This window comes from Pseudomonas fortuita, assembly GCF_026898135.2.
GTDB lineage: Bacteria > Pseudomonadota > Gammaproteobacteria > Pseudomonadales > Pseudomonadaceae > Aquipseudomonas > Aquipseudomonas fortuita.
On record NZ_CP114035.2, the window covers coordinates 2663708 to 2689870 of the forward strand.

Sequence of the window (26163 nt, forward strand, 5' to 3'; positions counted from 1 at the left end):
CTGCAGTTGAGAACGGTCATACCGGTTCGAAAGGCCTGGCCTGTGTGTGTTGGTTTCAATCTGCGGTTGGTACGACGAGCGGTGCGGGCTATCAATTCAATTGAATTCCATGCCCCATCGCCTGTTCTACCGAATTCAGCTCCAGGCTCATCCCGTAGCTCGGAGCCCTACTCCCGGAGCAGCGAGTGCCTCGAATCATTACCCCTACGACCCCTGAGCACGAGATCAGCGAACACAATGCCAGGATGTTTGGCTCTCCCAAGGAGCGTCTGGATTTTTACCGGCGGGAAATCCAGTACGAAACCAGCATCCTCGCCAACCGCACGGACGCCTACCTGGCGGCGCAGTCATTCCTGGTCATCGCCTTCGTCTCCTCCATGGGCAACCTCAATCAAGGATGGGGCGAGATGTTCACCCTGATCGTACCGGCGTTCCTTGCCTTGCTCGGGGTATTGAGCTCGCTCAACGCCTGGCCTGGCATCCGCGCGGCGTACAACATCATCGATCACTGGCAGCTCAAACAAAGTCATTTGCTGCGCAGCGAGCCATTGATGGGACTGGCTTACGACGAATCGCCGCTGTTCTGCGAGGCGGAAACCTCGCGTGCCGGGCATCGAAAGTCATTGCTGTTCTCGCTACGGACGCCGTGGATCTTTCTGGTGTTCTGGGTGCTATTGGGTAGCTACTCGGTATACATCCAGCTGGCCTGAACACGTTTGCGTGAAAACATGGAGGTAACGTTTTGAAGATTGAGGGATTACTGACCGAGCTCCTCAATGCCCGTGGGCCGTGGCGGGCAGGACGAATAGCCCCGGCGCGCCGTCTATACGCAGTGGCTTACCACCTGCCATTTCGATGGAATTATTTGTTCCCTGGTTTGCTCAATAACGCATGACCAGGGAGGGAATTCTGGTGGTCGGTGCTACCTAAGGGGCCTGAGACCTGCATTCCATCAACGTGCTGGAGGTGTTGCCATGCAGCCTAAAACCGAAGGCTCTGAAGAGAAAGGCCCAAGCGACGTACCCTTCATCAACGATCCGGAAAAGCCCACGTCGCCGCCACTGAATGACGCTGATGCCACGGATGCAGCGGAGGCTGAAGAAGACATTCAGGACGATGGCCAATCCCTTTAGAGAGGAGAACCAGCCGATGGACAATTATCACCTCAGCCCGACTTCGGATGGCTGGGAATTGAAGAAAGCCGGTGCTGAGCGAGCCTCGAAACGAGCCGCCACGAAGCAGGAGCTCGTCAGTGTCCTGGCAGATTTCTTCGAGGGCAAGGCGGCGTCCGTGTAGATTCACAAGGCGGACGGCACGCTCGAGGAGGAACGCACCTACCCACGTTCAGCTGACCCGCGCCGTAGCAAAGGTTGAAGACTATAACTGCCTGTGACCTCGGCATTGAGGTCACAGATGCCCAGGGCGTGTTTAGATGGTGGCTAGCGCTGCTGGTTATCTCGAGCAGCTTCATCATCACGCTTCTCACGAGGAGCCTGGTGGTGAGGAGCGCATTCGCTGCCCATCGCCTGATACGCCTTACGAAGTTGATGGATTTCCCGGTTATCGAGCGCTTCGAGATCCAATACTGACTGCTCCGCAGATTTTGTAGCGCGGATCAGTTCGGCGAGCTTCACGTGGATGATGTCGTTATCCCGGTTCTGGGTGTTCTGAATCAGGAAAACCATCAGGAATGTGATGATGGTGGTCGACGTGTTGACGATCAGTTGCCAGGTATCGTTGTAGTGAAACCAGGGCCCAGAGGCAGCCCACATGGCAATCAACACCACGGCGATCAAAAAGGTGCTCGGCTTACCGGCGTGGTTGGCGAGCCATTGGCAGAACTGGGCGAATTTCATGACGTCATCTCCATTGCGATCTATAGGGTTTGACCGCAGCGGCGCGCTGAAATCTTTTTTTACATTTACCCCAGGTATCGGGTTAACCACTAAGCGCAGCGGAACGACGTGGCGTCCTGGAACGTCAAAAAAATACTCGAAATCTTCCCAAGGCTTCTGCGCACATGACCTTCATCGTCTGGTTCGCCATGCTGGGCGCAGTCTTGCTGCTGCTCGCACTCTCATCCTCCTATTTGCGCTGGATCCCTGTGACCTCATCCGTAGTGTGCCTTGCCCTGGGTATCGGGCTGGGTACATCGGGGCTGGGTTTTCTTCAACTGGACTTGAGCAAGTCGAGCGGGTGGATGGAGCACCTCACAGAGGTCGCGGTGTTGTTCTCGCTGTTCTTCAGTGGCTTGAAATTGCGCCTGCCCTTGCACAACCGCCGTTGGTGCAGCGCCTTTTTTCTAGCGGGGCCGGTGATGTTGATCTGCATCGGTGGGGTAACGCTGGTGCTGCATTACGGCCTCAGCTTGGGGTGGGGAGTCTCGCTATTGATCGGGGCGATACTCGCACCCACTGACCCCGTGCTCGCAACCCTGGTGCAGGTGGTTGATGCCCAGGACGATGATCTTGTCCGCTTCAGCTTGTCGGGTGAGGCAGGGCTCAACGACGGCGTGGCGTTTCCCTTCGTCATGCTTGGACTGTTCCTGCAACTGGACACTGGCCAGCCTTGGTTCAGTGACTGGTTGCTCAAGGACATGCTGTGGGCAGTAACCGCAGGCCTCTTGCTTGGCTACTGGATGGGGCGCGGCCTGGGCAAACTCACGCTGTTCTTGCGTCTGCGCAACGACGACAGCACTGTCTCGCCCGATGACTATCTGGCCCTTGCCCTGATTGCGTTGACGTACGTGAGCGCCGAGTCGATACAGGCCTATGGGTTCCTCGCGGTGTTCGCTGCGGGCCTCGGTTTACGGCAGGCGGAGGTCAAGACCGCCAATAGCCCAGAAGGGCCGGCTGCTGAACATCTGGTACAGCCTGTGGTTGGTCACCAGCACGTGGCGCCGGAGCTAGCCGTCAAAGGCGATGTGAAAGGGCTCGACGACTCGCAGGTAGCAGCGGGGATCATGTTGGGTGACATGCTGGCTTTCGGAAGCATGATCGAACGGGCAATGGAAGTGTTTCTGGTGACCCTGCTCGGGGTAGTGCTCATTGAGCATTGGGACTGGCGGGCAGTGCTGGTTGCCAGCGCTTTGTTTTTTGTCATTCGCCCCATCAGCATCCTGCTGTTCCCGGCTCGAGGAATGCTGGATATCCGCCAGCGCGGGCTTTTAGGGTGGTTTGGCATTCGAGGTATCGGCAGCTTCTATTACTTGTTCTATGCCCTCAATCATGGGCTGCTTCCCACCTTGGCCGAGCAGAGCATCAACCTGGTGCTGTCAGTGGTGGCGTTGAGCATTCTGCTGCATGGGTTGAGTGTCCAGCCGCTCCTTGCCAGATACGAAGCGTGGAAGGAGAGGGTTTCCTGATGGCTGTTCAACAGAAAAGTGCCAGGGCAGCTATTGCCCTGGCACTGTATCACCCGCAGTTAGCGATTTTCGCTACCGCGTCCGCCGCCGTGGCTGTTTTGCCCGCCTTTACGGCCTGCCTCGGAGGCACGCTCACGGTCGTTGGCAAAATTGCCGCCTGAACTCTGCCCGCCTTTGCGACCTGCCTCTGACGCTTTCTCGCGATCATTGGCAAAATTGCCAGGATTGTTCTGAGCAGTACCACCTTGATTGCCACGGTTGGTTTGGTTGTTAGCCATGATCTTTCACCTCATGTCGTCACACAGGAAAGTCTGTGTTCAACTCGGACGTCAGGGCGCGGGGTGTTTACTTCGTGTTTTTTCGCCGAGGCCGACGGGTTGCGCGAAAGAACCGGTGCAAGTGTGTGTGGCGTCATTAAGCTTTGCTCGCGAACATTTGGGAAGGATCAAGCTTGGCGCCGACCTTCCAGCCAGGCCGGCGTGGTTAAGCGACCTTCTGGGCGCATCGACGCCGCTGACACGCTATACTGAATCCCTGAGAGCGGTAGCAGGGGAAGGCTATCACCCGGTTAATCGCACGAGCTCGTCAGCAGAGTAGGGATCGAACGTGATTTCGCAATGAAACCACGCTCATTCCTCTGTAAGTAGAGCTCCCGCTAGCTATCCCTGCGTCGTGAGTGTGTGAGTGTATAACCCACAAGGATTCCCAGTGCCGCTGCGCCGATCAGCAGCGGCGTCTTGTCGTTTGCCTCCCTCCAGCCTCCGACGATACCCCTCCTGCCACTTGGAGGCTCAAAAAGGTTGCCTGATGATGCTTCGGCTGTGGGGCTGCGATTTATCCCCCAGCGCGTCAGCTTCCCTGACAACAGAGGCAGCCCTGGTATCAGGTAGCTGGCCAAATGCGCGATGCGCGCTGCGGCGCCAACGGTGGTGTGAGCCCGAGGCGAGATTGCGCAGGCCACCATAGCCTTTGCCACCCTCTCGGGATCGTATACGGGGCCTGGCGGTCTCAGTGTATGTCCGGTGTAGTTGCCGCCGTCTCGGAAGCCTGGTGTGTCCATGACTGCTGGATAGATATCGCAGACATGGATGTCGGGATATTCAGTCAACTCGCCTCGCAATGCCTCGGTCAGTCCACGCAAGCCGAACTTGCTCGCCGAATAAGCGGCGGCATAGGGTTGGGCCATCCAGCTGCCCAGCGACAGCGTGTTGATGAGAATGCCGCTGCCCTGTGCCTTGAAGAAGGGAAGGGCGACGTAGGCGCCTCGCAGATATCCGATCAGATCTGTCTGGATGACCTGCTCGTGTGCCTCCAACGGCGTTTCTTCAAACTTGCCGACCGCGCCGACCCCGGCATTGTTGACCCAGATATCGATTCGTCCATGGCCAAAGTCTGCGGCCTGAGCAGCCAGCGCTTGAACCTGATCGCTGTGGGTGACATCGGTCATGATAGCTATGGCATCCGTACCACAATCGGTGCATTCATCCAGGACGTCGAACAACGCCTCTTCGTCGCGTGCTGCGAGTACCAGGCGAGCACCTTTGCACGCAAAGGCATGCGCGGCGGCCCGGCCTATACCGCTGGATGCGCCGGTGATGACCACAACCTTGCCGCCCAGAGGCCCTTTGAGCGTAGCGCCACGGTCAGGTGCTTCTCGTTCCGCACCCGAAGCGGCGGGGTCAAGGTGGGCAATGGTGTCGCTGGCCTCGATCTGCGAGAGCTCAAGGGAGGTACCATCGACCAGGGTCAATGTCAGCCCTTCGATCGTGCCTGCCTCCCGGTTTGGAAATACGGGCTCACCTGCGGCATCCAGGCTGTCGTAGATGAAGCGCGTACCTTCGAGCCAGCCCACGGCGGTGAGAAGCTCAGGGCCGAGGTAATACTTCCCGTCTTGAAAGAAGCCTGGAAACTGATGTGCCCGCTCCACGTTTTCCACGCGATAGCGTTCGCCGGATTTCATGCCTGTCGCTTGATCGATCATCTGACAGCCTCCTGTAGGGTCAGCCTTTGCTGTGCTCGTCGGAAGGGCCCAAGGTGCCCGCTGCCGCGCCTGGCACCAGGATCACCTTGCGGCAGTTATCCTCTTTCTGATCGAACATCTTGTAGCCCATGGCCGCTTCTTCGAGGGCCAGGCGGTGGGTGACGATCAGCTCTGGTTTCAGGCGCCCTGCTTCGATGTGCTGCAGCAGTTCGGGCAAGTATTTCTGGACATGGGTCTGGCCCATTTTGAAGGTGAGTCCCTTGTCGAAGGCATCGCCGAACATGAAGGCGTGGATGAAGCCGGCGTACACCCCCGGGACACTGACAACGCCGCCGCGACGCACTGCAGCAATGCTCTGGCGCAGCGCCTTGCCACTGCTGCCTTCGATCTTCAGCGCCGTCATCACCGTTTCGGCAGTGCTGCCTTTGGCCTCGAAACCGACCGCATCGATCACTGCATCGACGCCGCGCATGCCTGGCGTCTGGCGGATGATGCTGTCTGCGGGGTCGTCGTCCTGCTCGAAGTTGATCGGTATGACGCCGTAGGCCTCTCGGGCGTAGGCCAGGCGGTAATCGTTGTCATCGACCATGAAGATGGTCTGAGCCCCGAGCATTCGCGCACAGGCGGCGCTCAGCAAGCCGACTGGCCCGGCGCCGTAGATGGCTACCGATGAACCCTGGCCAATCTCGGCATTGATGACCGCCTGCCAAGCGGTTGGAAGAATATCCGAGAGGAACAGTACCTTGTCATCGCCCAGCTCGGTGGGCACTTTGAACGGGCCGACGTTGCCCTTGGGAACCCTGACGTAGTCAGCCTGGCCACCAGGAATACCGCCATAGAGATGGCTGTACCCGAACAGCGCTGCGCCTGGGGGAATGCCCTTCTTGTTGATGATCGCGCCACGGCCTGTGTTGGTGGTTTCACAGGCAGCGAACAGGTCGTGCTGGCAGAAGAAACAGCTGCCGCAAGCGATCACGAAGGGAATCACTACGCGGTCGCCGATCTGCAGATTGGTGACGGCACTGCCGGTATCTTCGACGATGCCCATGAACTCATGGCCGAAGATATCGCCCGCTTCGGTTTCTGGAATTTTGCCTCGGTAGAGGTGCAGGTCAGAGCCGCAAATGGCTGTGGCGGTGACCCTGAGGATGATGTCGTCTTCCTGCTCAATGATGGGATCGGGGACGTTATCGACCCTGACGTCGTGTGCTCCGTGGTAGGTCAATGCTCGCATAAGGTCAGCTCCTGCAGTCGTTTTTCCGTGATAGGTATGCAGGGGAAGCCATGACAGATGGCAAAGTTCAGACCAACAAGTCCAGTGGTACTTAAAACTCATTCTCGACCCTACCATTTCAAGCTAACCCTTCCTGATCCCACCGCTATCGAACGATCTGAGCCCGTGCCAGAAGAGCCAGGCCGTTCAAACGAGGGGCGTGGCGATGGACGACAGGATGTTGGCATTCATGGTGTTCGCTGCCTCACGACCTGACGTGCTTGAGCAGGTACATAATATTCAGAGAAGGTGGGTCAGGTGGGCGATCTCGCACTTTTACATTTGAGTGCCCACGTTGGGGGCAGGGGCAGGGGCAGGCGATCTGCGCCGCTTGTTTTCATCTGCGCTCTAGCTGGCGCCATAGTTTTTCGTGAAAATAGAATGCTAAGGTGTTACATGCCGGCTCAATTACAGCTATCAGTCCGCCTGTGAGCGCTGAGCCGGTAAGTAAATATGCAACTGTGAATGCAATGGTGAAGTGAAGAATGCTAAAGCTGAACGTTTTCCATAATGGGCCTTTCGTTCGTCCGGAGCAGCAGCGTGTGTCAGATAGGCTTCGCATTGGCGCCCCTTTATCAGTTGTTTGCGCCGCCGGGTATCGCAGACGGCGCAAATATTGGGTCATCGTTTCGCTTCTTCGCCAGGTGTTGCCGACCGGCTCAGGAATGCGCGGGTGATTTCTGGCAAGTGCTCCCTCAACCAGTCGGCCATCGCGACCTCCTCCTTCAAAATCGCTCGGCACGCTTCGGCAGTAAGCTCATCACCTGAGGCCGTTGCTGCCTCAATAAGCACGGTATAGGAGGCGATTTCAAGGTTCTCAAATACATAACCAGACATAGCCCCTTTGACGACTTCATCACTCATGGTCATACCACCCACAGCCTGCCCGAATGCCATGAGCTTTCCTGCAAGATCTTTCAAAGTTGAAGGACTTCCTCCCAAACGCTTAATGCATTCCCCAAGTAGACGTTGTTGTCCCTCCGTCTCTGCGATGTGTTGAACGATCCGCTCACGAAGCTCGGGATAATTTTCTAACCGCTCTGCTTGTGCTTTGAGCATTTTCTCCGCTTGCTGCTCCATTGCATGAGCATCTCGCAGCCAATCGAGTAAGTTTTCAGTCGGGGTCGTCATGGTCAATATCCTCGGAAATGAGTTATTGGGAATCCGGATTGTCTCAGGGGTTCGTTTCGGTCGACGAATGGATGGGTACGCTAAAGATTAGAGTTAAGGTATTTTCGAGTGATGTGAAATTTCGATTGAACTTATCTTCCCGGTCCATTCATCCAGAAAGCGGATATAGATTTAGCACGTAATAACATCTGTTCGCTCCTAAGCATTGATGGTGCCTACATTAGAGGGCGCCTGCTTACTAGCCGCGAGGAGCAAACCATGTTTATCCATAACAAACGCTTGCAATATACCGTGCGTGTCGCCCAGCCCAATCCCGGCCTGGCCAATCTGTTGCTCGAACAATTCGGTGGTGCTCAGGGCGAGCTGGCCGCTGCTAGCCGATATTTCACCCAGGCACTGGCGGAAGACGACCCAGGGCGTAAAGACCTGCTGATGGATATTGCAACCGAAGAGCTCAGCCACCTGGAGATCGTCGGCTCCATAATCGTCATGCTCAACAAGGGTGCCAAAGGCCGCTTGGCCGAAGGGGTCGAAGAGGAAGGCGAGCTGTATCGAGCAATCAATGGTGCGGGTAACGACTCCCACATCACCAGCATCTTGTATGGTGCCGGTGCTCCACTGACCAATTCGGCTGGCGTCCCTTGGAGCGCTGCCTATGTCGATACCATAGGCGAGCCTACAGCAGACTTTCGTTCGAACATTGCAGCTGAAGCGCGAGCCAAGATCGTCTACGAACGTCTGATGAACGTTACCGATGACCCGGGCGTGAAAGAGGCGCTGGGCTTTCTCATGACCCGGGAGATCGCCCATCAGCTTTCCTTTGAAAAGGCGCTTCATACCATTCAGCCGAACTTCCCCCAAGGCAAACTCCCTGGTATGCCGGAGTTCACCAACAAGTATTTCAATATGTCTGGTGAGCCCAATGTGCGTGGCCCTTGGAACGAGGGCAGTGAGTGGGAGTACGTGGAAAATCCATCAGCTGCTGTGGATGGTGGGGATGGCACCGCTTCGGTGACGCTCACTCCTGCCGAAGCTGAAACAGTTGAGGCGATGAAGCTTCGGACAATGTCTGATCCAACCGCCAACCCGGTTACAGGCGCAGATCTCGGCTCCGGCTTGATTAATGGCAAAGACTGAGAAAGTCGGAGGCATCATGAACATTCTGCGCAAGAAAGCCTCGCTACATCGCCTGTTTGGTGTTGAGCACCTCATGAGCCAAGCGTTGGCCGAATTTGAAGCTGAGTCCCGCCTGGCCTGTCGAGCTCTGCGTGTACGCATGGCCGTAATGACCTTCGGAGTCGGCTCGCTTCTACCCAACGACCTTCCCGGCGATGCGCCGGAAGTCGAGCGCCCGGAAACTTTTCTGAGTAACACCCTGCACTGATCACTACCGTCTAGGAGATAACCAATGGCTGCACGGAAAACTGTTGAAGACCTGTTTATCCATGAACTGTCTGATGTGTATAGCGCAGAAAAGCAGATCACCAAGGCGCTGCCTCGGTTGGCCAGGGCCGCCACCAATCCACTACTGGCCGACGCCTTCACATCCCACCTGGCCGAGACCCAGGGTCAGATCGAGCGCATCGACCAACTGGTGGAGTCGGCAGGTTTGAAGCTCAAGCGGATGAAGTGCGTTGCGATGGAGGGGCTGGTGGAGGAGAGCAAGGAATTGCTCGATGAAATCGAACAAGGCGCGGTGCTGGATGCCGCACTGATCGGCGCCTGCCAGAAGGTAGAGCATTACGAGATCGCCAGCTATGGAACGCTGATCGCCATGGCCAAGCACTTGGGAATGAAGGAAGCAGTGTCGTTGCTGGGCGATACCTTGGCCGAGGAAAAAGCGGCGGACGACAAGCTTTCTGCTATCGCTGAAGAAGGAGGTAACCAGGCGGCCACACTCGAAAAATGAAGGCGCAAGCCCGGTGCCGATGCACCGGGCTTTTCACACCTTACTTTCCCTTGGATTTTGGGGGATGATCACCATCATGATGATCGCCAAACACGACAGCCTCTCCCCGAAGGGGGCGCGCCCAAGACCTTATCTAACACAGTTGTTGCAGGCGGCTATTGGCTAGACCGGCTATTCGTAGTGGATGGCGTAGCTGTTGAAGAACGATGTACATGGGCACCGGTTGGATCGGTGATTTGAATGACATTACCGTGCTGCCAGCCATCCGCCTGGGGATCAGCATCAGGAATACGGATGTCAGCCCGCTCGCCTTTGGTTTTCCCAGCATCCACACCCAAGCGCCCATTGCGCTGTTCGACCATCGCCGGGTCAGCCTGCCCATCTGCGGTAAAGCCCATCATCAACTGCGGCACCCCCACCGGCAGCGCTTTGTCCTGATCGGTATGCCAGGTGTGCCACGTCTTCCCGTAGGTGTGAGCCAGTCGCGCCATCAGGGCATGTTCCGCAGGATCAGGGATGCCTGGGGCGATCAACTGCCCAGAGGAGACCTCGTAGCCATGACTGTGCCATATCGCCTTCTCCCTCGTTGGTAAGCCGGCAAAAAGCTTCTCGTCGATGATGTACTCGACGCCCATGATCTTCGCCCCCTTGGTATTGCCGTCGAATATCACACATTGAATGACATCCTCGTTGAGGATGGAGCAGTAGTGGTGCGCTTCCATCTGCACGTCCGGATGCCCGTTGTAGAAGTGAAAGCCATCCAGGTAAGCGTTGATGGCCTCAATGGGCGGCTTGGACTGCAGCGTCGCGGCGCCGGCTTCCAGCAGCTGGGTTTTAGCAGACTCGGGCCTGCCTGGTGTCTCCACAGGAGACTTCGTTTCGTGAGCGGAGCAGGCCCACAGCAGAGAGCAAGCGAGGGGAAGGGTTATCGTTTGAAATAGCTGTCGCATGAGAAAGGCTCTGGCTGGTGTCCTTAGAGGACAACCATGGCCAATAAAGCGGACAGCCCAACGGACGAGTGGTCTGAGTCAGTTTCAAATGGCTAATCCATCCAATAACGGCCTCTTCGCTGGCCAAAGCAGTGCTCGACCAGCTGAGGTAGTTGCCGTCCAGGGTGTCCAGCAGCGAGTGGATAGCCTGTTCCCTGAAACTGCCGACGTCGTGCAACTTGGCGGCTGACCGGGAGCAACCTGCCCACGAAAGTTGTCCAGATTTAACGAACCAGGCGCAATGATCAAGGAGATTCTCGTGACCGAAAAGAAGGCGCGCGTCAGCAACCAGGCTTCGGGCGACATTTCCGGCTTGGCCCGCGATATGTTCTTCGCCGCGGTGCAAACTACCCGGATGCCGATGATCGTCACCGATCCTAACCGAGACGACAACCCGATCATCTTCGCCAACCGGGCCTTCCTGGAAATGACAGGTTATGCCGCGGAGGAGATTCTGGGCCAAAACTGCCGATTCCTGCAGGGGCCCGACACCGACCGCACGGTGGTAGACAGCCTGCGTCAGGCCATAGAGCAGCGCGTCGATATTGCGGCTGAGATCCTCAACTATCGTAAGGACGGTTCAAGCTTCTGGAATGCCTTGTTTCTCTCGCCGATTTTCAATGAGCGCGGTGAGCTGATCTATTACTTTGCTTCTCAGCTGGATGTCAGCCGACGCCGCGACGCCGAAGACGCCCTGCGTCAGGCGCAAAAAATGGAAGCGTTGGGGCAGCTGACAGGCGGAATCGCCCACGACTTCAACAACCTGTTGCAGGTCATGGGTGGCTACCTGGGCCTGATCGCCCGTCAAGCCGAGAAGCCCCAGGCGGACCTGAACCGTATTCGCCGTAGCGTCGGGCATGCGCAATCGGCAGTCGACCGTGCCAGTACCTTGACCAAGCAATTGCTGGCGTTCGCCCGTAAGCAGAAGTTGCATGGACGGGTACTGAACCAGAACCACCTGATTGACGATGCGCGCCCAATCATCGAGCGTACGTTCGGCGCCGAGGTGACGGTGGAGTTTGATCTTGAGGACCAGCTGCGTAGCTGCCGGATCGACGCGACACAGGCAGAAGTGGCCCTGCTGAATATTTTCCTCAACGCCAGGGATGCCCTGATAGGCCGCAAGCGGCCGCACATATTCATCGCAACCCGAAACGTCCTGATCACCGATCCAAGCCTGTCGTTTGACGGATTGCTGCCGGGTGGCTACGTGAGTATATCCATCACCGACAACGGTGTCGGTATGCCTGCGGGCATCCGTGACCGTGTGATGGACCCTTTTTTCACCACAAAGGAAGAGGGAAAAGGGTCGGGGCTGGGGTTGTCGATGGTGTACGGTTTTGCCCGCCAGTCCGGGGGCGCGGCGCGTATCTACACCGAAGAAGGCGAAGGTACCACGTTGCGCCTGTACTTCCCGGTGGATGACGCTCAGCTGGTGCAGCAGCAACCGTCGAAAGTGGCTAAGCGCAGTGCTGGCAGTGAGCGCATCCTGATCGTCGAGGACCGGCCGGATGTGGCCGAGCTGGCGAAGATGGTGTTGGAGGACTACGGCTATGCCGCCGACATGGTGCTTAACGCCCGCGAGGCGCTTAAACTGATCCAGGCTGGGGAGCGATATGACTTGCTGTTTACCGACTTGATCATGCCGGGCGGCATGAACGGCGTAATGCTTGCCCGAGCCGTGCGGCGCCTGCAACCTGGGATCAAAGTCTTGCTGACGACAGGCTACGCGGAAAACGCGATCGAGCGGACTGACATTGGCGGCGCCGAGTTCGAGGTCATCTCCAAGCCCTGCCAGCCACACGATCTGGCTTGCCGGGTCAGACAGGTACTAGATGGTCCGACTGGCGTGGCGTGATGGGCAACGGGGCGCAAGCAAGCTGTTTTGATGGCAGGTGCGCGTGAGGCCGCCATGATGCCCGGATTGGGCTGCGCCACGGGCACGGTGTGTTGCAATCTTATTGTGCATGAACATGGGACGTCCACATCAGCGCGCAGGAGCAGCCCGGCTGCCCCTGCGATTTTCACGGATGACTAGCGGTTGTCATCACTCTTGCGACCGCCACCGTGGCTATGCTGGCCACCGACCCGTCCGGCTTCCGAGGCTTTTTCGCGGTCATTGGCAAAGTTGCCGCCGGACGCCTGGCCGCCCTTGTGGCCAGCTTCGGATGCCCGCTCAGGGTCGTTCTTGAAATTACCGCCGGATGCCTGGCCACCCTTGTGACCTGCTTCCGAGGCGCGCTCTGGATCGTTCTTGAAATTACCTCCTGACACCTGGCCGCCTTTGTGCCCGGCCTCGGATGCCTTTTCCCGGTCATTGGCAAAGTTGCCTGGATTGGTGTTGGCGTTGCCACCTTGATTCCCGCGGTCGTCTTGATTGCTAGCCATGATTGACACCTCATGTCGGTAGTTACACAGGAAGGTCTGTGTTAACCAGTGACCCATGGAAAGCGGCACATCGTGCAAAGAATTTCACTCGGGCGGACAAGAGTCTCTAATGAAAGTTGGCCTTTCATCTTGTGGCAAACAAAACTGGCGACCAAGCATGCAGGAAGCCTTAATCATGCACCACCAAAGCCTTGCACGATGGCAAACAGAGTTCACCCTTGCCGGCTGCCAGCCGTCTTTTGGGCTGAACGAATGCGAACCGATAACGATCAATCCTACTGAGTCGTCCATCCCCATCTGAAAAAAGGAGTATCCGTATGGCCAACTACCTGTACTTGATCAGCTACATCCTCGACAACCAACCCGGCACCTGCGAGCTGCGCAGTGAACAGGAAAACTTGAGTCGCGAAGCGGCGCGCGATTACCTGCAAGGCCTGCATCGTAGTGAAGCGTCGTCGTTTACTGACGTGCAGGTGCAGCGCCTTGAGCATGACCACGAGCGCGGCACATCGCCGGGGCATTGCCAACAGCCCTGAGCAGGGGCGGCACGCATGGTTTCATCCATTAACCCGCTCAGCAACACCATCGCCAGCCGGCAGGACAAGCCCGTGGGCGAGGACGGGTCACAAACCGAGCATGTTGTAGTGCACGTAGTACATGATCCATAGCGACAACCCCACCAACAGCACGATGATCACCACGGAGAACACCAGCGCCACCAGGCTCCAGCGCTGCTCACGCGCGGTGGTCAGGTGCAGGAAGAACATCATGTGCACCAGAATCTGCACCACCGCGCAGACCAGCGCCAACAGGAAGGTAGCGGCGCGCGGCAAGCTGGGAAACATGGCCAGCCCGAACGGCACAATGGTCAGCAACGCAGCCAGCAGGAAGCCGATATTGTACGATCTGTGGCTGGACTGGCTGGCGCCGGCACTGCTGTGAATCTGGCTTTCGTTGCTCATCAGATCACTCCGAACAGGTAGACGACGGTAAACACGCACACCCACACGATGTCGAGAAAATGCCAGGACAGGCTCAGGCAGCTCAGCCGTGTGGAGTTGACACAGCACAGGCCACGCTGCTGGACCTGGATCATCAGCAGGGCCATCCACACCAGGCCGACCAGCACGTGCAGGCCATGGGTGCCGACCAGGGTGAAGAAGCCGGTGAGAAACGCGCTGCGCTGCGGCCCGTAGCCCTCGGCGATCAAGTGGTGGAACTCGTTCACCTCCATGGCGACGAAAGCCAGGCCCAGCACAAAGGTGACCCCCAGCCACTGCAGCACCCGGCGCTTGTCCTTGCGGTGGTTGGCCAGCATGGCGTAGCCATAGGTGATGCTGCTGAGCAGTAGCAGGCTGGTTTCGCCCAGGACGTAGGGCAGCTCAAAGATGTCCGCAGGGCCAGGGCCGCCCGCCACGGACTGGCCCAGCACCGCATAAGTGGCGAACAACGTGGCGAACAGGATGCAGTCGGTCATCAGGTAGATCCAGAAGCCGAACAGGCTCAGCGAACCCGCATCCTCGTAGCCTTGCCCCTGCTGGTGGGCGCTTTCGTTCAAGATGATGTGCGACATGGCTCAGGCCTCCGCCATCAGCTGACGCCGTTGGGTTTCCACGCGTTCGACTTCCTCGGCCGTCACGTAGTACTCGGTATGCCGGTCGTAGCTGCGTACGATCAGTGCTGCCACCGTGGTCAGCAGTGAGGCAATCGCCAGCCACCAGATATGCCAGACCAAGGCGAAGCCCAGCACTGTGCTCAATGCGCCGATCAACACGCCCAGGCTAGTGTTGCACGGCATGTGAATCCTGCGAAAATCCGCCTCGATCAGCGTCTTGACCCCACGCTCCTTCATTCCCCAATAGGCGTCGATGCCGTGCACCACCGGTTGCTCGGCAAAGTTGTAGAACGGCGGCGGTGACGCAGTGGCCCACTCCAGCGTGCGGCCATCCCAGGGATCGCCGGTGTGGTCGCGGTTTTCGTGGCGCTTGCGGATGCTCACAATCAGTTGCATTACCTGGCAGGCCACGCCGCAGAGGATGATAAGCACACCAACCATCTCCAGCAGCAGAAACGGCCGCCACTCAGGCACATTGAAATGGTTCAGGCGCCGGGTCATGCCCATGAAACCGAGAAAGTAAGATGGCATGAAAGCGAAATAGAAACCCGCCAGCCAGCACCAGAACGCGGCACGCCCCAGCGGGTCGTAGAGCTTGAAACCGAACGCCTTGGGGAACCAGTAGGTCAGGCCACACAGGTAGCCGAACACCGCGCCGCCAATAATCACGTTATGGAAATGCGCGATGAGAAACAGGCTGTTGTGCAGCAGGAAGTCTGCGCCCGGCACCGCCAGCAGCACGCCGGTCATGCCGCCAATGCTGAAGGTGACGATGAAGCCCACCGTCCACAGCATGGGTGTCTCGAAGCGCACCCGACCGCGGTACATGGTGAACAGCCAGGTGAAGATCTTCACCCCAGTCGGGACGGCGATGATCATGGTCATAATGCCGAAGAACGCGTTCACGTTCGGCCCGGCGCCCATGGTGAAAAAGTGGTGTACCCAGACGATGAACGACAGCAGGGTGATGACGATGGTGGCCCAGACCAGCGAGTAGTAGCCGAACAGCCGCTTGCGTGAAAAGGTAGAGGCCACCTCAGAAAAGATTCCGAAAGCCGGCAGGATCAGGATGTACACCTCCGGGTGGCCCCAGGCCCAGATGAGGTTGATATACATCATCGGGTTGCCGCCCATCTCGTTGGTGAAGAAATGCATGCCCAGGTAGCGGTCCAGGCTGAGCATGAACAGCGTGGCGGTGAGAATGGGGAATGCGGCCAGAATCAGTATCGAAGTGCACAATACCGTCCAGGTGAACACCGGCATGCGGAACAAGGTCATGCCGGTGGTGCGCATTTTTAGGATGGTGACGAAGAAATTCAGCCCGGTCAGCAACGTCCCAACGCCGGAGATCTGCAAGGACCAGATGTAGTAATCCACGCCTACGCCCGGGCTGTAGCCGATACCGGACAAGGGCGGGTAGGCGACCCACCCAGTGCGGGCGAACTCACCGATCCCCAGCGAGAGATTCACCAAAACCGCACCCGATACGAACAGCCAGAAGCTCACCGCGTTCAGAAACGGGTAAGCCACGTCGCGCGCACCGATTTGCAACGGCACGACGATGTTCATAAGGCCGACCACGAATGGCATGGCCATGAAGAAGATCATGATCACGCCGTGAGCGGTGAAGATCTGGTCGTAGTGTTCCGGTGGCAGATAGCCGGGCGAGCCGTCCGAAGCCATGGCTTGCTGAGTACGCATCATCAGCGCGTCGGCAAAACCCCGCAGCAGCATCACCAGGGCGACCACGATGTACATCACGCCGATGCGCTTGTGGTCGACCGAGGTCAACCACTCCTTCCACAGATACGTCCATTTGCGCTTGTAGGTAATCATCCCAAAGCCGCAAACGCCGATCATGCCGACTACAGCAAGGGTGTACATGATGATGGGTTCGTCCATGGGGATGGCGTCCCAGCTCAACTTTCCGAACATGCGGGTCACTCCTTGCTGCCTTTCGGCGCTTCATCATCAGGGATGCTCAGGCGCCGTTCGACGTCGTTAGACCGGTCAATGCCCTGGTACTTGTCGATCAGGGACTGGAACAGGCCGTCGTCCACCTTGGCGTAGTGCTCCACAGGATGGGCGACGCTCGGTTTGGCCAGCTGTGCATAGCGCGCCTGGTCAAGCCGATTCGGTGACCTGCGCACCGCTGTCACCCAGGCGTCGAAACCGGCTTGGTCTAAAGCCAAGGCCTCGAAATACATATCGGAAAAACCCGGCCCGTTGTAGTTGGCAGCGATGCCGTTGTAGGTACCCTTGTGGTTGGCGATCAGATGCAGCTGGGTCTGCATGCCCGCCATGGCATAGATTTGCCCGCCGAGGGCCGGAATGAAGAATGAAGTAATGGCGCCATCGGAGGTCACCCGAAAATCCACCGGGGTATCCACTGGCATGGCCAACTCATTGACCGAGGCGATGCCGAGTTCGGGATAGACGAATAGCCATTTCCAGTCTGTGGCGATCACCTGAACCTTTATCGCCGGTCGGTCAGCCACGAGTGGTCGGTACGGGTCCAGCGCATGGGTCGAGCGCCAGGTCACCACGCCGAGCACAATGATGATGATAAGCGGCACACCCCAGACCACTGCCTCGATAGCGCGCGAATGGTTCCATTCCGGCGTGTAGCGCGCCTTTTCATTGGAGGCGCGGTAGTGCACCGAGAATACCAGCGCCATGATCATGACCGGGACTACCACTATCAGCATAAGCAGCGTGGCGAGAATGATCAGGTTGCGCTGCTCCAACCCGACCTGACCTTTTGGATTGAACAACACCATGTCGCAACCCGAGAGCTGCAAAGCACCGATGCTGAGCAACATAAGACCGAGCAACCGTGCGCCATACGTGAATCTCGTGGCCATGATCTTGTCCTGTAGCGATTGCCAGTTGTTTTGCTTGTGGCGTTAGAAGGACGGCGACGAAACGAAGGTTGTATGAGATTTGCGGATTGGCGACGAATGGTGGATGTACAAAAAAACCGCTTTGTATAACTCGGCCGCCTGTCCGATGGCGTCGTTTCATTTGGACTGATTACGCGCGCGAGGCTATCTACCGCTGACAACAGCAGAGGACAGGCAGATGAAAAGAAGAGGGGAAACCTATCGTCAATGGTGCGATCCGATCCTGCACCACCAGATCCATGAGGAAACGCTGGACACAGGAGCCTGTCTCGAAGTGCAGGCACGCTTGTCACGAACGGGTGCCACTCAGTTGTTCATCGGAGTTTATCGCGCCGATGGCTCGATGATGAGTGAGCAAGCCTTTTTCCAATGCCCTGGCGAAACCATGAGTCGGGCGATGGTGTGGGGCGTCGGGTATGCCAGGCGAGTCGCGACCGAGGGCAAGGCGTTCGATGTCGAAGTGGTTGGAAGTTGAGGTGCGGGAGGAACCAGGCGAAGCAGCTGTTCCGATCGGATTGCTACCGGCGGGCGGTGATGGTCAATCCTTACTGTCAGGCTGTTCACCAGAAGGGGTTTACATCGCATGGATGGTGTTGCTTTACCGGTCGAGGGGCTGTAATGGGTGGATAGTTGTCATCCGCGACCCACCACTACACCGCGTCATCCCATAAGACGACCATGTACAACCAGTGGGCTCAATGGAAAGGAAGCATGTCTCTGCCGCGCGCCTTGGGCATGACCCGACGCGGGTGGCAGCAGACGGTGGAGCATCCTTTCGGAACGCTCAAACTGGGAACCACCCACTTCCTGGTCAAGACCCTGCCGAGGGTAATCGTCGAGATGAACCTTCAAGCTATCCTACAACCTCAAATGAATGATGAAGATAATCGGAATTGCAGGACTACGTAAGCGATCAGGGCATGAGGCCAGCTGCCGCGGTCCAGATGGCACAACCACCATGCCTATGACCGATCCAGGGTGATCCACGCCTCCATCTGCTAGACCTACAGGCCTGGTCCGCATATCTTCTTCGTGAACTGGGGCTTTTTTACACAGCCTGGGATGATAGCGCACACTTTTGCTCGGAACGGATCACACTGCAATCGAGAAAGTTCGAATCCCTACGCTTCCGCCACTAATTCTCATTAAAGCCCTGATTTTTCGGGGCTTTTTTGTGCCTGTGTGTTTTTGGTCCCCCATCTGGTCCCCCATTTTTAGTGTGGCTTATGCTGGTTTGCTGCGGATTGTGATGGACATATGGCCTAGCAACTCACGTTTGGAAGGGAGCGATTTTTCCAAGGCAGCCTAGGTATGCTTGGCTCTTGCCGGCAGCTATCGACCCGGCGCCTGAATATTGGGGTCGCTTCGCGACACATCGCCGATACGCGCGGCTCTCACAGAGGCTGGCGCAGGTCTGGAAGCTGGTGATATTCCTATGGGAACCGGTTTGCCGCGATGAGGCCTGAACTGCTAAACACAAGGCCTTGGATCGATGCCGGCCATCAGACCGTCGCTATCGTCCTATGATGGATCAACGTAGCAGAATGGGCAGAGCATGAAGCGAACCTTGGAAGGCATGGCCAAAGCCGGCGAGCCGCTACTGCGCGAAGCCCTTGATGCGATAAGGGCGCATCAGGCCGCGCAAGATAACGGGGCATCTCCAGAGACAATCGAGCGGCTTAGAGTGTTGGCTGACTCCGTTTATCACGCGGTAGTGGATTTCCAGGTGCTTGAAGCCGGCAGTCTGTCTGAATCAATTCACTGATATCGAGGCACTGATGCCCAAACAGTCGAAGATTTTGCCGCCCGACCACCCAGCCTACACCGAGGCAATTGAGGCAATGCGCCGTTACCACGAAGCTCAGGATACCGGCGCGCCTGCGATAGAGGTGGAAAGATTACGCCTGATAGCTGAATCTCTGTTCCAAGCTGTAACCGACTATCAAATGAAAGCCTTTGGCCACGGCGGCGGAACTGTTCACTGATTGGCAGTTGCGCGGAAGATGAAGCGTCCTGCTGAGTGTCTGTTTTTGACCCCATTGCGGACTTCCGGATGTTAGCGCCGCTGCTCGGCCCATCGCCTGCAAGCGCGACTCCCACAGGTGTTTCGCGGATCTGGAAGCTGGGCGGCTAAAATCGGTTATGGCGCCTACGCTGACAACATGAAGTCTCTGATCAACATCTGCTTTGGGTCGGTTAACGCCTCTGGACCGGGCTGACCATCGTTGCCTTAACGAGCACCCGGGCTATCCACATCCGAAGTCCTGACTCGGTCTCACTTTTCGTGGGTTTCAGCTTTAGCTTTCAGTCCAGCCTCAGGGCTTCAGCATCAGTATTTGAAACGTAAGCCTGGAAATGGTCGCGGGCGAACTCCTCGCTGTTGCTTTAGGCTTTCGTTAAGCTTCGGCGAACTGCGCCGATTTACCTCGCTTTTGGCTAAGGTCCGTCCGTCACAACCGATCAACGCGTCGGCGAGGTAGAGGTATGGGGATCTAGGTACCCGGTCGAGACGCCTCTATAGGGGCCTAAGCAGTCTTGGAGGTAATGCATCAAAGCCTAAGCTGTGCCATCATTGTGCCCACCGGACCTGTAAATAGTAGGAAGCTATGAATCTCATTGATAGTGTGATGATTAAAGGTTTTTGGGGGAATCACGAAGTATCCTTCAAAGCAAGCGAGGATTTGAATTTCCTCATCGGTCCAAATGGTTCAGGTAAATCCACTACGCTCAAAATAATCTCTGGCGTTCTTCGCGCTGACAAAGATTACCTCTCTGAGCTTGACTTTGAGTCGGTTCGTATAAATTTGAAGGATCCACGCTCCAAGCGAAAACCATATATTGAAGTAGTTAAAAATCTTGGGGTGCCATTCTTTCATTGTGATTATAAGATTGTAGAGTCTTCTACTGAAAAACCCTATGCGTATGTTTTGAGTGATGTGGATGGTTATGATACGGTTAGCAAGGGCTCGTTTTTTATAAGAGCTCAGTTAGCTGGGAGTACTGCCGCGAGCCGTACTCTAGCAAAGCATCTCTCTGAAATGGTGTCTTTGACTTGGATCTGTTCAGCGAGCCGCTTCGCTGAAGGGGCCAGGTGGAAATGATCCGGTTGATTTGAGGTTGGATGATTTCTCGAATCGATTGGTTAGATACCTTTCCTCTTTGAGTAAGCAGGTGAATGCTCTGCATGAGCGTTTTCAAGAACATGTATTCTTATCTTTGCTGGTCAAGGAGAATGACAAGGTGGCAGCCCTTCCTGGGCGTGAGAAGGTCGACAGTGAAAAGCAGGCACTCCTACAAATATTTTCTGAATTTAAGTTGGACAAAAGAAGTTACCAAAAGAAGCTAGATGGACATTTTGGTATGCTGGAGGATCTCCGAGGGCGATGGGGTAAAAGTACAGATCTCAAACCGGCCGACTTTATGGCGATTTTCTCCCTGCACAGAATCGAAAGTACCGTGGATGTCTGGGAGGGTATCACCAAAGAGAAAAATCGGATTGTTTCTTCTCGGGATCTTTTCTTAGCTATACTGAATAAATTGCTTTTGAAGAAAACCATTTCGCTCAATGAGCGTAATGAGTTAGTGATTAAGACTGAATCTGGAAAAATTTTGAAGCCCTCCCAGCTTTCTTCTGGGGAAAAGCAGATCATCGTTATTCTTGGTGAGGCTTTGCTGCAGGAAGGTCAAAGCTTTATATATATGGCAGATGAGCCTGAGATTTCGCTTCACGCAGCTTGGCAAGAAAGTTTGGCAAAAAATATAAAAAGCCTTAATCCTGCCGCTCAGATTGTCTTCGCTACCCATTCCCCTGATGTGGTCGGGGCCAACCAAGATCGTTTGATTCACATGGATCGCTGCGTGAAATGACATTTACAAGAACTGTGTCAGGTCGATCGAATTTGCCTGCGTTTTTGGGCGTCAGTATGGTGGTCTATACAGAGGGTGGCGAGTTCAATAAAGAGAAAAAACAAAGCGACTGTTCAATTGATGCGGTTTTTTGGAAAGGATTTTTTTCACGATTTTTACCAGGTCTGAGTTATGAAATTAGACCTCTTGGCTCAAAGGATAATTTATTGCCTTATGCTCAAGATGTTGCCGCATCAAAAATATCCAATACCATAGTGGCTATGGATAGAGATCATGATCATCATCGCCATTGTTTGATTGATCATCCGTTTGTTCTCTATACATATGGTTACAGCTGGGAGAACGATGCTTGGCAAGCTGAAGCTATTATCTCTAAGCTTGAGAGAATTTCTGTGAAAGGCGTTAGTGCTGAAGCTGCAGAAGTGATTAGAGTTAAGTGTCGTAATTTTTTGGTGGATTTCAATAGGTTGATTTTTGTAGATGTGCTCTGCTCGCTAAAAAGGGTGCAGGGAATTCATCGTGAAAAATTCTGGGCGTATGTTGATGTTCGTGATTCTAATAGATATAGAGTCAAGAAAGAATCTTTTAGGAAGTTAATTGGCACCATTAAGTCGGGTAGAGTGGAAAAATTTCAGTTTAGTGGTTGCGATAGGGTTGTGGCAGCCCGCGACTGTTACGGTAAGTTGTGGGCAAAATTTTTGTATGGGATTTTTTGTGAGTGTTTTCGTGATGTTACAGGTCAAAAAAATCTGAATAGAGAAATGGCGGATGTATTGGTCGCTGAGCATTTTCAGTATACGGATCTAGACAAGGATCCGGATTTGAAAAATTATTATCAGGGTATGGCCTCGGCTTTGCGTGCACGAGTCGCTGATGCTACTCGAATATAGAGGTTGATCTGTGGGGTTGTCTGTGGTGATGTCTTTATTTTTTGATAATTTTGAATGCGTTTTTGTCATTCTCATGGCCTGGAGATAAGGCAATGCTAAAGTCCCCTTGTTGGATCTCGATAGTTTTGCGGGAGTCATTAGTTGCAATGACGATTCCATCGAGAATCCATAATTTTGGATCTGTTTAAGTGGCTAGATGCAGGTTGGAGTTACTTGACCAGTACGAGATGTGAATTATCCGCAGGCAGGGCAGCGAAAATATCTGTTGAGCTGTTCAGTAAGTATCCATTCAGAATGTTCGTTTTGCGAGGACCTCTCACAGTGCAAGCCCAAATGTTTTGCCCATTAGACCTTTTCCGATGAATGCCCAGTTTCTCAAATTGACGCTGAACGCGCCGCCAATGCTCGATCTGGTTGCTTCCATCAGACTGCTCCGGTTGCTCGGCAGCATAGCGCTGGAAAATGCCCGGTGTGACCAGGAAGAAAGTACCGTCCACCGTATGGACCTTGGCCTTACTGTCGTTGATCACTAAGCGATGACTGTTAACTCCCTCGCGCAGCCACTCGATAAAGGCCTGCCCCACGGAATACTGTGGTGGAGGAGTGGCAGATTGAGCCATCTCAACAGCTGATCCACTCTCGCGTTCGCCCTGCACTTGCAACATGTCCATAAGGTCGTCGAGGTAGTCGAATTCCTGATTCTGCAGCACGGCGCCGGCTTGTTTTGCTTCTGGTGTTGCAGGCGGCTGATCCGGGGCCGACTCGTTGGTTTCGCTGGTCGGTAGTGGGCCATCCATCATCGGCTCTACCGTGCCGCTAAAGTAATCTGGCCTCGGCTCATTGGCCCAGATCAGGCTCGGCTGCAGGCGAAGAAAGGTAAAGCGATGTTGCCAGTCATCCTCTGAAACGGTGGCGCTCCACACCGCTTTGCCCTCTGGTGTCACATCCACCAGTCCATGCGACTGCAGCTCATCGAACAAGGCAATGTTGGAGGAGGGGATGCCATCCACTGCCTGGGCGAGCAGGTAAGCGCGCAGTTTGTCGGTGGCGGTCTTGCTGACCAGCCACAGATGGTCTTGGGTAAGCCAGCCAGCCGCGCCGGGCTGGTTGAATTTGAACTCTTTTTTGGCCAGGTGACGCAGGCCTGTGAGTAGGTGATGCTGCAACGAATGTTTGGGTGCCTGCAGGGCTTTGGTGGGATTGGCGCCGATGTTCTGCGCGGTGGAGACCCGGTCAGCTTGTAGCACCAGTTCCCCGAGGGTGCCGGCGTGCTCGTAGTGATTGGCCAGCAGGAACAGTAGGTGTCCCCACAGGATTGGATAGTTGCTGAGCCAGTCAAGCTGACGGGATGTCAAAACTTGTGTGTACAGCAGCCCGGTGGCGGCGCCGTGAAGCTTGTAATCGCGGCCGGCTACGTAGCGAAAGCGGTAGGGCAGGGTCAGAGGACCGTGCCAGGGGTGCCACACCTCACCATTTTCATACTCGACCTGCAGGTCGACGGCAATCTTACCAATGTCGTGAAGCAGGGCGCCGTAGGCAATCGCCGCGCTCCAGGCGTCGGCCTGGGCGGCCTGGTCTTCCGGTGCGGCGCCGCTGGGTAGCAGGTACGACTGGCGCAGCTTCAAACTGCAGGCCACCAGTTCCAGTCCATGGTCCAGCATGCCGCCCGGATAGGCATGGTGGTGGCTTTCGCTGGCGGGGAGTTGCTGTACATAGCTGGCGTAGCGGTGGATCGGGTCAAGGTAGAGCTGATTGAACTGCGGCTCGGAGAGCGCCGTGTATTGCCAGATGCGCTGCAGCAACTTTTTCCGGTGGTCGGCACAGAGCAGGGATTCGGCGAGTAGTGGGAGGAGAAATCCCTCGGGCGCTGGAGCGAGTATGGGCTCCGCAGCATTGCCTTTTTCATGCTTGAACCACCAGCGCTTCATCGGGTTACCTGCTTTGTATTCAGAAGGTCCTTTTGCCTTTTCGGATAGGCCTCTTACCCTTGTGCCCCCTTACCATTGCCGCCGTTACCCTTTAACGCCTTGAGCCTTTTCGCGAACGCGAAAATTCGAAGCCTGGCGCATCGGGTTACCTGTGGTACCGGAATGACCTGTCCTTTTCCTGTGAGGTAGACTGTCCGGCATTATTTCGAGGAAGGTGGCCTGATGACGTTGAGCGATGCCATTTTGATCGTGCTACTGGCTGACCGGATTCATGGTACCGATGCTGCCATTCGATCGGCCGCCACGCGCTGTGCGAAACAGCTGCCACGCAGTCAGCGCGATATGTTGTTCAAGATCGGCAACAGTGCCGCACCTCGTGAACTAGTGGGGCACCTTTGCCAGTTCTTGCCGGACTGATTAGTCACATGGATATGTGCACATTTTGAGGGATGAAAAGTTAGCTGGAGAGTCAGTTAACGCTCGGCTAGTAGTTGTGCCTCAGGTAATATCGCCGCACATGCCCCAACCCTAGGAAAGATTTCACATGTCCAAACTTGCCGAATTCAAAGCACTGGAAGCTCAACTGGCTGCTCAACTTCAACAGCTGGACGCGATGAAAAACGATTCCGGCCTGAAGCAGGAAATCGAGTACGGCATGAACCTGCGCCAGGTCATCACCATTCTCGACCCGTCCAAGGGCGCAAGCGTGAGTACTTCCAGCTCCACCGCCGCTCAGCGCAAGCCGCGTGAGGTCAAACGCTACAAGCACCCGCACAGCGGCGAGATCGTCGAAACCAAGGGCGGCAATCACAAGATCCTCAAGCAGTGGAAGCAGGAGCACGGCTCGGATGTCGTCGAGAGCTGGCTGCAGTAATCGCTTGCTCAATTGCAGCGGCCGATGGTCGGCGTTGCAGGCAAAACAAAGGCCCCGGTTGGGGCCTTTCTATTTGAAGTGAAAAGTCACGCCGTGAGCCGTTCGGTCGTCTCGCTGGCCTGATCCAACTGCAGCGCCAACAGGTACTCGGAAGCCTCACGGGCCAGCCCACTGGCGCGGAAGATGGCTCGCTTATCCTCCTTGAGGATCTTCAACCAGGACGCCAGGTACTCCTCATGGCGTAACTCGCCCTGGGTGCCGGTGAGGGCGCAGAGAAACGCTGCGCCCATCTCCGCGACCAACTCCTCGAAGGCGTACGCCGCAGAGCCGAATGCGTGTCCGCCTGTGATGCCTTCCCGGTTGAGGCGGGCGTGGTGACCCGACCAGTGCGTCAGCTCATGCAGCGCGGTCGCGTAGTAGCTGCCGACGTCCACGAACTGGGCCTTGGTGGGCAATTGAATGAGATCCCGGATCGGTAGATAAAACGCGTCATCCCCGTAGCGGTGTTCGATGCGTGCGCCGCTGGCGGCCAACAGACGCTCGGCAGGTGCATGATCGATGAATGCCATCGGATCTTTACCCTCGTCGTGGTACTGCTCGTCGTTGGGTAGTCCCTCGGTCTGCTCGATGTTGAACAGGCAATGCGTTCGTAGCAGTGCGAACTGCACCATCTTGACGTTACCTTGCTCATCACGGACGACCTGGCCGTCTTCGTCGTGTGCTTCCTTGCTCATGGGTTTGTACAGCACTGCGAGGGTCGATTGTTCGCCCTTGCGCACATGCCCACCGGCTTTCCGTGCCTGGTTGTAGGTGAGCCAGCGATCCTGGCGGTACCCGCGCAGACGCGCTTCGGCCCATAGCAGTGGAATGTTGATACCGGCATAGGGGCGCCGGGTAATCGCGTTAATGGGGAAAGGTGCGTCAACACTTGAGCCTGAAGTGGTCCAGGGTTTGATCCACGGGATCACCCCCTGATTCAGAGCGTTGACGATCTTGTTGGTGACGTCCAGGTAGATATCGGACATGGCGTTCTCCAGTCAAGGAAGGGGAA

General features: G+C 56.1%; 28 protein-coding genes and 5 pseudogenes. 17 read left to right on the top strand and 16 right to left on the bottom strand.

Translation table 11 applies throughout. The features are described 5' to 3' along the window. Positions 1–185: 185 nt before the first annotated feature. The 3 genes and pseudogenes from OZ911_RS12205 (at position 186) to OZ911_RS12215 (ending at position 1374) form a co-directional block, all read left to right on the top strand. On the top strand, positions 186–710 hold the full coding sequence (locus tag OZ911_RS12205) for a hypothetical protein (protein ID WP_016486361.1): 525 nt from the start codon (positions 186–188) through the stop codon (positions 708–710). 264 nt (positions 711–974) lie between these two features. Beyond that, on the top strand, positions 975–1133 hold the full coding sequence (locus OZ911_RS12210) for a hypothetical protein (protein ID WP_016486362.1): 159 nt from the start codon (positions 975–977) through the stop codon (positions 1131–1133). 16 nt (positions 1134–1149) lie between these two features. Continuing rightward, a pseudogene (locus OZ911_RS12215) lies at positions 1150–1374 on the top strand (DUF2188 domain-containing protein). 65 nt (positions 1375–1439) lie between these two features. Here the strand turns inward: OZ911_RS12215 and OZ911_RS12220 are convergent. Continuing rightward, positions 1440–1856 (bottom strand): low affinity iron permease family protein, encoded by a 417-nt coding sequence (locus OZ911_RS12220; RefSeq protein WP_016486364.1) that lies wholly within the window; start codon positions 1854–1856, stop codon positions 1440–1442. Between the two features lie 164 nt (positions 1857–2020). Here OZ911_RS12220 and OZ911_RS12225 point away from each other — a divergent pair, with 164 nt between their 5' ends. Continuing rightward, complete coding sequence (locus OZ911_RS12225) at positions 2021–3364, top strand: cation:proton antiporter (protein ID WP_054888266.1); 1344 nt, start codon at positions 2021–2023, stop codon at positions 3362–3364. 59 nt (positions 3365–3423) lie between these two features. On the opposite strand, the pseudogene OZ911_RS12230 reads toward OZ911_RS12225, so the two are convergent. The 5 genes and pseudogenes from OZ911_RS12230 to OZ911_RS12250 all read right to left on the bottom strand — a co-directional run. Further along, positions 3424–3618, bottom strand: a pseudogene (locus OZ911_RS12230) (con-10 family general stress protein); the annotation flags it as partial. A gap of 401 nt (positions 3619–4019) precedes the next feature. Next, positions 4020–5345 (bottom strand): SDR family oxidoreductase, encoded by a 1326-nt coding sequence (locus OZ911_RS12235; RefSeq protein WP_016486367.1) that lies wholly within the window; start codon positions 5343–5345, stop codon positions 4020–4022. Between the two features lie 19 nt (positions 5346–5364). After that, positions 5365–6579, bottom strand: a complete 1215-nt coding sequence (locus tag OZ911_RS12240; protein ID WP_016486368.1) for a zinc-dependent alcohol dehydrogenase — start codon at positions 6577–6579, stop codon at positions 5365–5367. A gap of 376 nt (positions 6580–6955) precedes the next feature. Then, entirely contained in the window at positions 6956–7180 is a 225-nt protein-coding gene (locus OZ911_RS12245; RefSeq protein ID WP_080641021.1) for a DUF2061 domain-containing protein, read from the bottom strand. Positions 7181–7239: 59 nt separating this feature from the next. Continuing rightward, entirely contained in the window at positions 7240–7749 is a 510-nt protein-coding gene (locus OZ911_RS12250) for a ferritin-like domain-containing protein (RefSeq protein WP_054888267.1), read from the bottom strand. 258 nt (positions 7750–8007) lie between these two features. On the opposite strand from OZ911_RS12250, the gene OZ911_RS12255 reads away from it, so the two are divergent. From OZ911_RS12255 to OZ911_RS12265, 3 genes are read left to right on the top strand one after another with little or no spacing between them, the layout of a single operon-like run. Then, positions 8008–8886 (top strand): manganese catalase family protein, encoded by an 879-nt coding sequence (locus tag OZ911_RS12255; protein WP_054888268.1) that lies wholly within the window; start codon positions 8008–8010, stop codon positions 8884–8886. Between the two features lie 16 nt (positions 8887–8902). Then, complete coding sequence (locus tag OZ911_RS12260) at positions 8903–9133, top strand: hypothetical protein (protein ID WP_054888269.1); 231 nt, start codon at positions 8903–8905, stop codon at positions 9131–9133. A 24-nt stretch (positions 9134–9157) separates the two neighbouring features. Next, positions 9158–9658 carry a YciE/YciF ferroxidase family protein gene (locus OZ911_RS12265; protein WP_054888270.1) on the top strand — a complete coding sequence of 167 codons (501 nt, stop codon included), beginning with the start codon at positions 9158–9160 and terminating at the stop codon, positions 9656–9658. A gap of 155 nt (positions 9659–9813) precedes the next feature. On the opposite strand, the gene OZ911_RS12270 is transcribed toward OZ911_RS12265, so the two are convergent. Then, complete coding sequence (locus OZ911_RS12270) at positions 9814–10608, bottom strand: OBAP family protein (RefSeq protein WP_054888271.1); 795 nt, start codon at positions 10606–10608, stop codon at positions 9814–9816. Between the two features lie 298 nt (positions 10609–10906). Here OZ911_RS12270 and OZ911_RS12275 point away from each other — a divergent pair, with 298 nt between their 5' ends. Then, positions 10907–12505: a hybrid sensor histidine kinase/response regulator gene (locus OZ911_RS12275; protein WP_054888305.1), complete on the top strand. Its 1599-nt coding sequence runs from the start codon at positions 10907–10909 to the stop codon at positions 12503–12505. Between the two features lie 176 nt (positions 12506–12681). Here OZ911_RS12275 and OZ911_RS12280 read toward each other — a convergent pair. From OZ911_RS12280 to OZ911_RS28980, 3 pseudogenes are all read right to left on the bottom strand, one after another. Further along, positions 12682–12750, bottom strand: a pseudogene (locus OZ911_RS12280) (glucose starvation-inducible protein B); the annotation flags it as partial. Between the two features lie 24 nt (positions 12751–12774). Continuing rightward, positions 12775–12921: pseudogene (locus OZ911_RS28975) on the bottom strand (con-10 family general stress protein); the annotation flags it as partial. A gap of 21 nt (positions 12922–12942) precedes the next feature. Next, positions 12943–13092, bottom strand: a pseudogene (locus OZ911_RS28980) (hypothetical protein); the annotation flags it as partial. Positions 13093–13352: 260 nt separating this feature from the next. Between OZ911_RS28980 and OZ911_RS12295 the strand changes: the two are divergent. Further along, complete coding sequence (locus tag OZ911_RS12295; protein ID WP_054888273.1) at positions 13353–13571, top strand: hypothetical protein; 219 nt, start codon at positions 13353–13355, stop codon at positions 13569–13571. An 87-nt stretch (positions 13572–13658) separates the two neighbouring features. Here the strand turns inward: OZ911_RS12295 and cyoD are convergent, their stop codons facing one another. Genes cyoD through cyoA form a run of 4 tightly spaced genes read right to left on the bottom strand, consistent with a single transcriptional unit; the run spans position 13659 to position 17514 of the window. Next, entirely contained in the window at positions 13659–13997 is a 339-nt protein-coding gene (gene cyoD, locus OZ911_RS12300) for a cytochrome o ubiquinol oxidase subunit IV (protein WP_054888274.1), read from the bottom strand. Continuing rightward, positions 13997–14608, bottom strand: coding sequence for a cytochrome o ubiquinol oxidase subunit III (cyoC, locus tag OZ911_RS12305; protein WP_054888275.1), 612 nt, complete (start codon positions 14606–14608; stop codon positions 13997–13999). The genes cyoD and cyoC overlap by 1 nt, the downstream gene beginning before the upstream one ends. Before the next feature lie 3 nt (positions 14609–14611). Then, complete coding sequence (cyoB, locus tag OZ911_RS12310) at positions 14612–16585, bottom strand: cytochrome o ubiquinol oxidase subunit I (RefSeq protein WP_054888276.1); 1974 nt, start codon at positions 16583–16585, stop codon at positions 14612–14614. A gap of 5 nt (positions 16586–16590) precedes the next feature. After that, positions 16591–17514, bottom strand: a complete 924-nt coding sequence (cyoA, locus tag OZ911_RS12315; RefSeq protein ID WP_054888277.1) for a ubiquinol oxidase subunit II — start codon at positions 17512–17514, stop codon at positions 16591–16593. A 217-nt stretch (positions 17515–17731) separates the two neighbouring features. Here cyoA and OZ911_RS12320 point away from each other — a divergent pair, with 217 nt between their 5' ends. The 6 genes from OZ911_RS12320 (at position 17732) to OZ911_RS12345 (ending at position 22310) form a co-directional block, all read left to right on the top strand. Then, positions 17732–18028, top strand: a complete 297-nt coding sequence (locus tag OZ911_RS12320; protein ID WP_054888278.1) for a hypothetical protein — start codon at positions 17732–17734, stop codon at positions 18026–18028. A 1080-nt stretch (positions 18029–19108) separates the two neighbouring features. Next, entirely contained in the window at positions 19109–19318 is a 210-nt protein-coding gene (locus tag OZ911_RS12325; protein ID WP_016488107.1) for a hypothetical protein, read from the top strand. Between the two features lie 13 nt (positions 19319–19331). Next, positions 19332–19538, top strand: coding sequence for a hypothetical protein (locus OZ911_RS12330; protein ID WP_016488106.1), 207 nt, complete (start codon positions 19332–19334; stop codon positions 19536–19538). A 621-nt stretch (positions 19539–20159) separates the two neighbouring features. Next, entirely contained in the window at positions 20160–20654 is a 495-nt protein-coding gene (locus OZ911_RS12335) for an AAA family ATPase (RefSeq protein ID WP_268968659.1), read from the top strand. Positions 20655–20724: 70 nt separating this feature from the next. Next, on the top strand, positions 20725–21420 hold the full coding sequence (locus tag OZ911_RS12340; RefSeq protein ID WP_268968660.1) for an AAA family ATPase: 696 nt from the start codon (positions 20725–20727) through the stop codon (positions 21418–21420). After that, complete coding sequence (locus OZ911_RS12345; RefSeq protein ID WP_139139546.1) at positions 21417–22310, top strand: DUF4435 domain-containing protein; 894 nt, start codon at positions 21417–21419, stop codon at positions 22308–22310. The genes OZ911_RS12340 and OZ911_RS12345 overlap by 4 nt, the downstream gene beginning before the upstream one ends. A 209-nt stretch (positions 22311–22519) precedes the next feature. Here OZ911_RS12345 and mobH read toward each other — a convergent pair whose 3' ends face one another. Then, entirely contained in the window at positions 22520–24238 is a 1719-nt protein-coding gene (mobH, locus tag OZ911_RS12350) for a MobH family relaxase (protein WP_016488104.1), read from the bottom strand. Positions 24239–24460: 222 nt separating this feature from the next. Here mobH and OZ911_RS12355 point away from each other — a divergent pair, with 222 nt between their 5' ends. Both OZ911_RS12355 and OZ911_RS12360 read left to right on the top strand, forming a co-directional pair. After that, positions 24461–24655 carry a DUF7740 domain-containing protein gene (locus OZ911_RS12355; RefSeq protein WP_016488103.1) on the top strand — a complete coding sequence of 65 codons (195 nt, stop codon included), beginning with the start codon at positions 24461–24463 and terminating at the stop codon, positions 24653–24655. A 127-nt stretch (positions 24656–24782) separates the two neighbouring features. After that, entirely contained in the window at positions 24783–25112 is a 330-nt protein-coding gene (locus OZ911_RS12360; RefSeq protein WP_016488102.1) for a histone-like nucleoid-structuring protein, MvaT/MvaU family, read from the top strand. Between the two features lie 86 nt (positions 25113–25198). Here OZ911_RS12360 and OZ911_RS12365 read toward each other — a convergent pair whose 3' ends face one another. After that, entirely contained in the window at positions 25199–26137 is a 939-nt protein-coding gene (locus OZ911_RS12365) for an ArdC family protein (RefSeq protein ID WP_016488101.1), read from the bottom strand. Positions 26138–26163 lie beyond the last annotated feature (26 nt).

What these genes read in the sequence shown, in the direction of transcription:
- OZ911_RS12210 (WP_016486362.1), top strand. Translation starts at nt 975, where the DNA reads ATGCAGCCTAAAACCGAAGGCTCTGAAGAGAAAGGCCCAAGCGACGTA.
- OZ911_RS12220 (WP_016486364.1), bottom strand. Translation starts at nt 1,856, where the DNA reads ATGAAATTCGCCCAGTTCTGCCAATGGCTCGCCAACCACGCCGGTAAG.
- OZ911_RS12225 (WP_054888266.1), top strand. Translation starts at nt 2,021, where the DNA reads ATGACCTTCATCGTCTGGTTCGCCATGCTGGGCGCAGTCTTGCTGCTG.
- OZ911_RS12235 (WP_016486367.1), bottom strand. Translation starts at nt 5,345, where the DNA reads ATGATCGATCAAGCGACAGGCATGAAATCCGGCGAACGCTATCGCGTG.
- OZ911_RS12240 (WP_016486368.1), bottom strand. Translation starts at nt 6,579, where the DNA reads ATGCGAGCATTGACCTACCACGGAGCACACGACGTCAGGGTCGATAAC.
- OZ911_RS12245 (WP_080641021.1), bottom strand. Translation starts at nt 7,180, where the DNA reads ATGCGAAGCCTATCTGACACACGCTGCTGCTCCGGACGAACGAAAGGC.
- OZ911_RS12250 (WP_054888267.1), bottom strand. Translation starts at nt 7,749, where the DNA reads ATGACGACCCCGACTGAAAACTTACTCGATTGGCTGCGAGATGCTCAT.
- OZ911_RS12255 (WP_054888268.1), top strand. Translation starts at nt 8,008, where the DNA reads ATGTTTATCCATAACAAACGCTTGCAATATACCGTGCGTGTCGCCCAG.
- OZ911_RS12260 (WP_054888269.1), top strand. Translation starts at nt 8,903, where the DNA reads ATGAACATTCTGCGCAAGAAAGCCTCGCTACATCGCCTGTTTGGTGTT.
- OZ911_RS12265 (WP_054888270.1), top strand. Translation starts at nt 9,158, where the DNA reads ATGGCTGCACGGAAAACTGTTGAAGACCTGTTTATCCATGAACTGTCT.
- OZ911_RS12270 (WP_054888271.1), bottom strand. Translation starts at nt 10,608, where the DNA reads ATGCGACAGCTATTTCAAACGATAACCCTTCCCCTCGCTTGCTCTCTG.
- OZ911_RS12295 (WP_054888273.1), top strand. Translation starts at nt 13,353, where the DNA reads ATGGCCAACTACCTGTACTTGATCAGCTACATCCTCGACAACCAACCC.
- cyoD (WP_054888274.1), bottom strand. Translation starts at nt 13,997, where the DNA reads ATGAGCAACGAAAGCCAGATTCACAGCAGTGCCGGCGCCAGCCAGTCC.
- cyoC (WP_054888275.1), bottom strand. Translation starts at nt 14,608, where the DNA reads ATGTCGCACATCATCTTGAACGAAAGCGCCCACCAGCAGGGGCAAGGC.
- cyoB (WP_054888276.1), bottom strand. Translation starts at nt 16,585, where the DNA reads ATGTTCGGAAAGTTGAGCTGGGACGCCATCCCCATGGACGAACCCATC.
- cyoA (WP_054888277.1), bottom strand. Translation starts at nt 17,514, where the DNA reads ATGGCCACGAGATTCACGTATGGCGCACGGTTGCTCGGTCTTATGTTG.
- OZ911_RS12320 (WP_054888278.1), top strand. Translation starts at nt 17,732, where the DNA reads ATGAAAAGAAGAGGGGAAACCTATCGTCAATGGTGCGATCCGATCCTG.
- OZ911_RS12325 (WP_016488107.1), top strand. Translation starts at nt 19,109, where the DNA reads ATGAAGCGAACCTTGGAAGGCATGGCCAAAGCCGGCGAGCCGCTACTG.
- OZ911_RS12330 (WP_016488106.1), top strand. Translation starts at nt 19,332, where the DNA reads ATGCCCAAACAGTCGAAGATTTTGCCGCCCGACCACCCAGCCTACACC.
- OZ911_RS12335 (WP_268968659.1), top strand. Translation starts at nt 20,160, where the DNA reads ATGAATCTCATTGATAGTGTGATGATTAAAGGTTTTTGGGGGAATCAC.
- OZ911_RS12345 (WP_139139546.1), top strand. Translation starts at nt 21,417, where the DNA reads ATGACATTTACAAGAACTGTGTCAGGTCGATCGAATTTGCCTGCGTTT.
- mobH (WP_016488104.1), bottom strand. Translation starts at nt 24,238, where the DNA reads ATGAAGCGCTGGTGGTTCAAGCATGAAAAAGGCAATGCTGCGGAGCCC.
- OZ911_RS12355 (WP_016488103.1), top strand. Translation starts at nt 24,461, where the DNA reads ATGACGTTGAGCGATGCCATTTTGATCGTGCTACTGGCTGACCGGATT.
- OZ911_RS12360 (WP_016488102.1), top strand. Translation starts at nt 24,783, where the DNA reads ATGTCCAAACTTGCCGAATTCAAAGCACTGGAAGCTCAACTGGCTGCT.
- OZ911_RS12365 (WP_016488101.1), bottom strand. Translation starts at nt 26,137, where the DNA reads ATGTCCGATATCTACCTGGACGTCACCAACAAGATCGTCAACGCTCTG.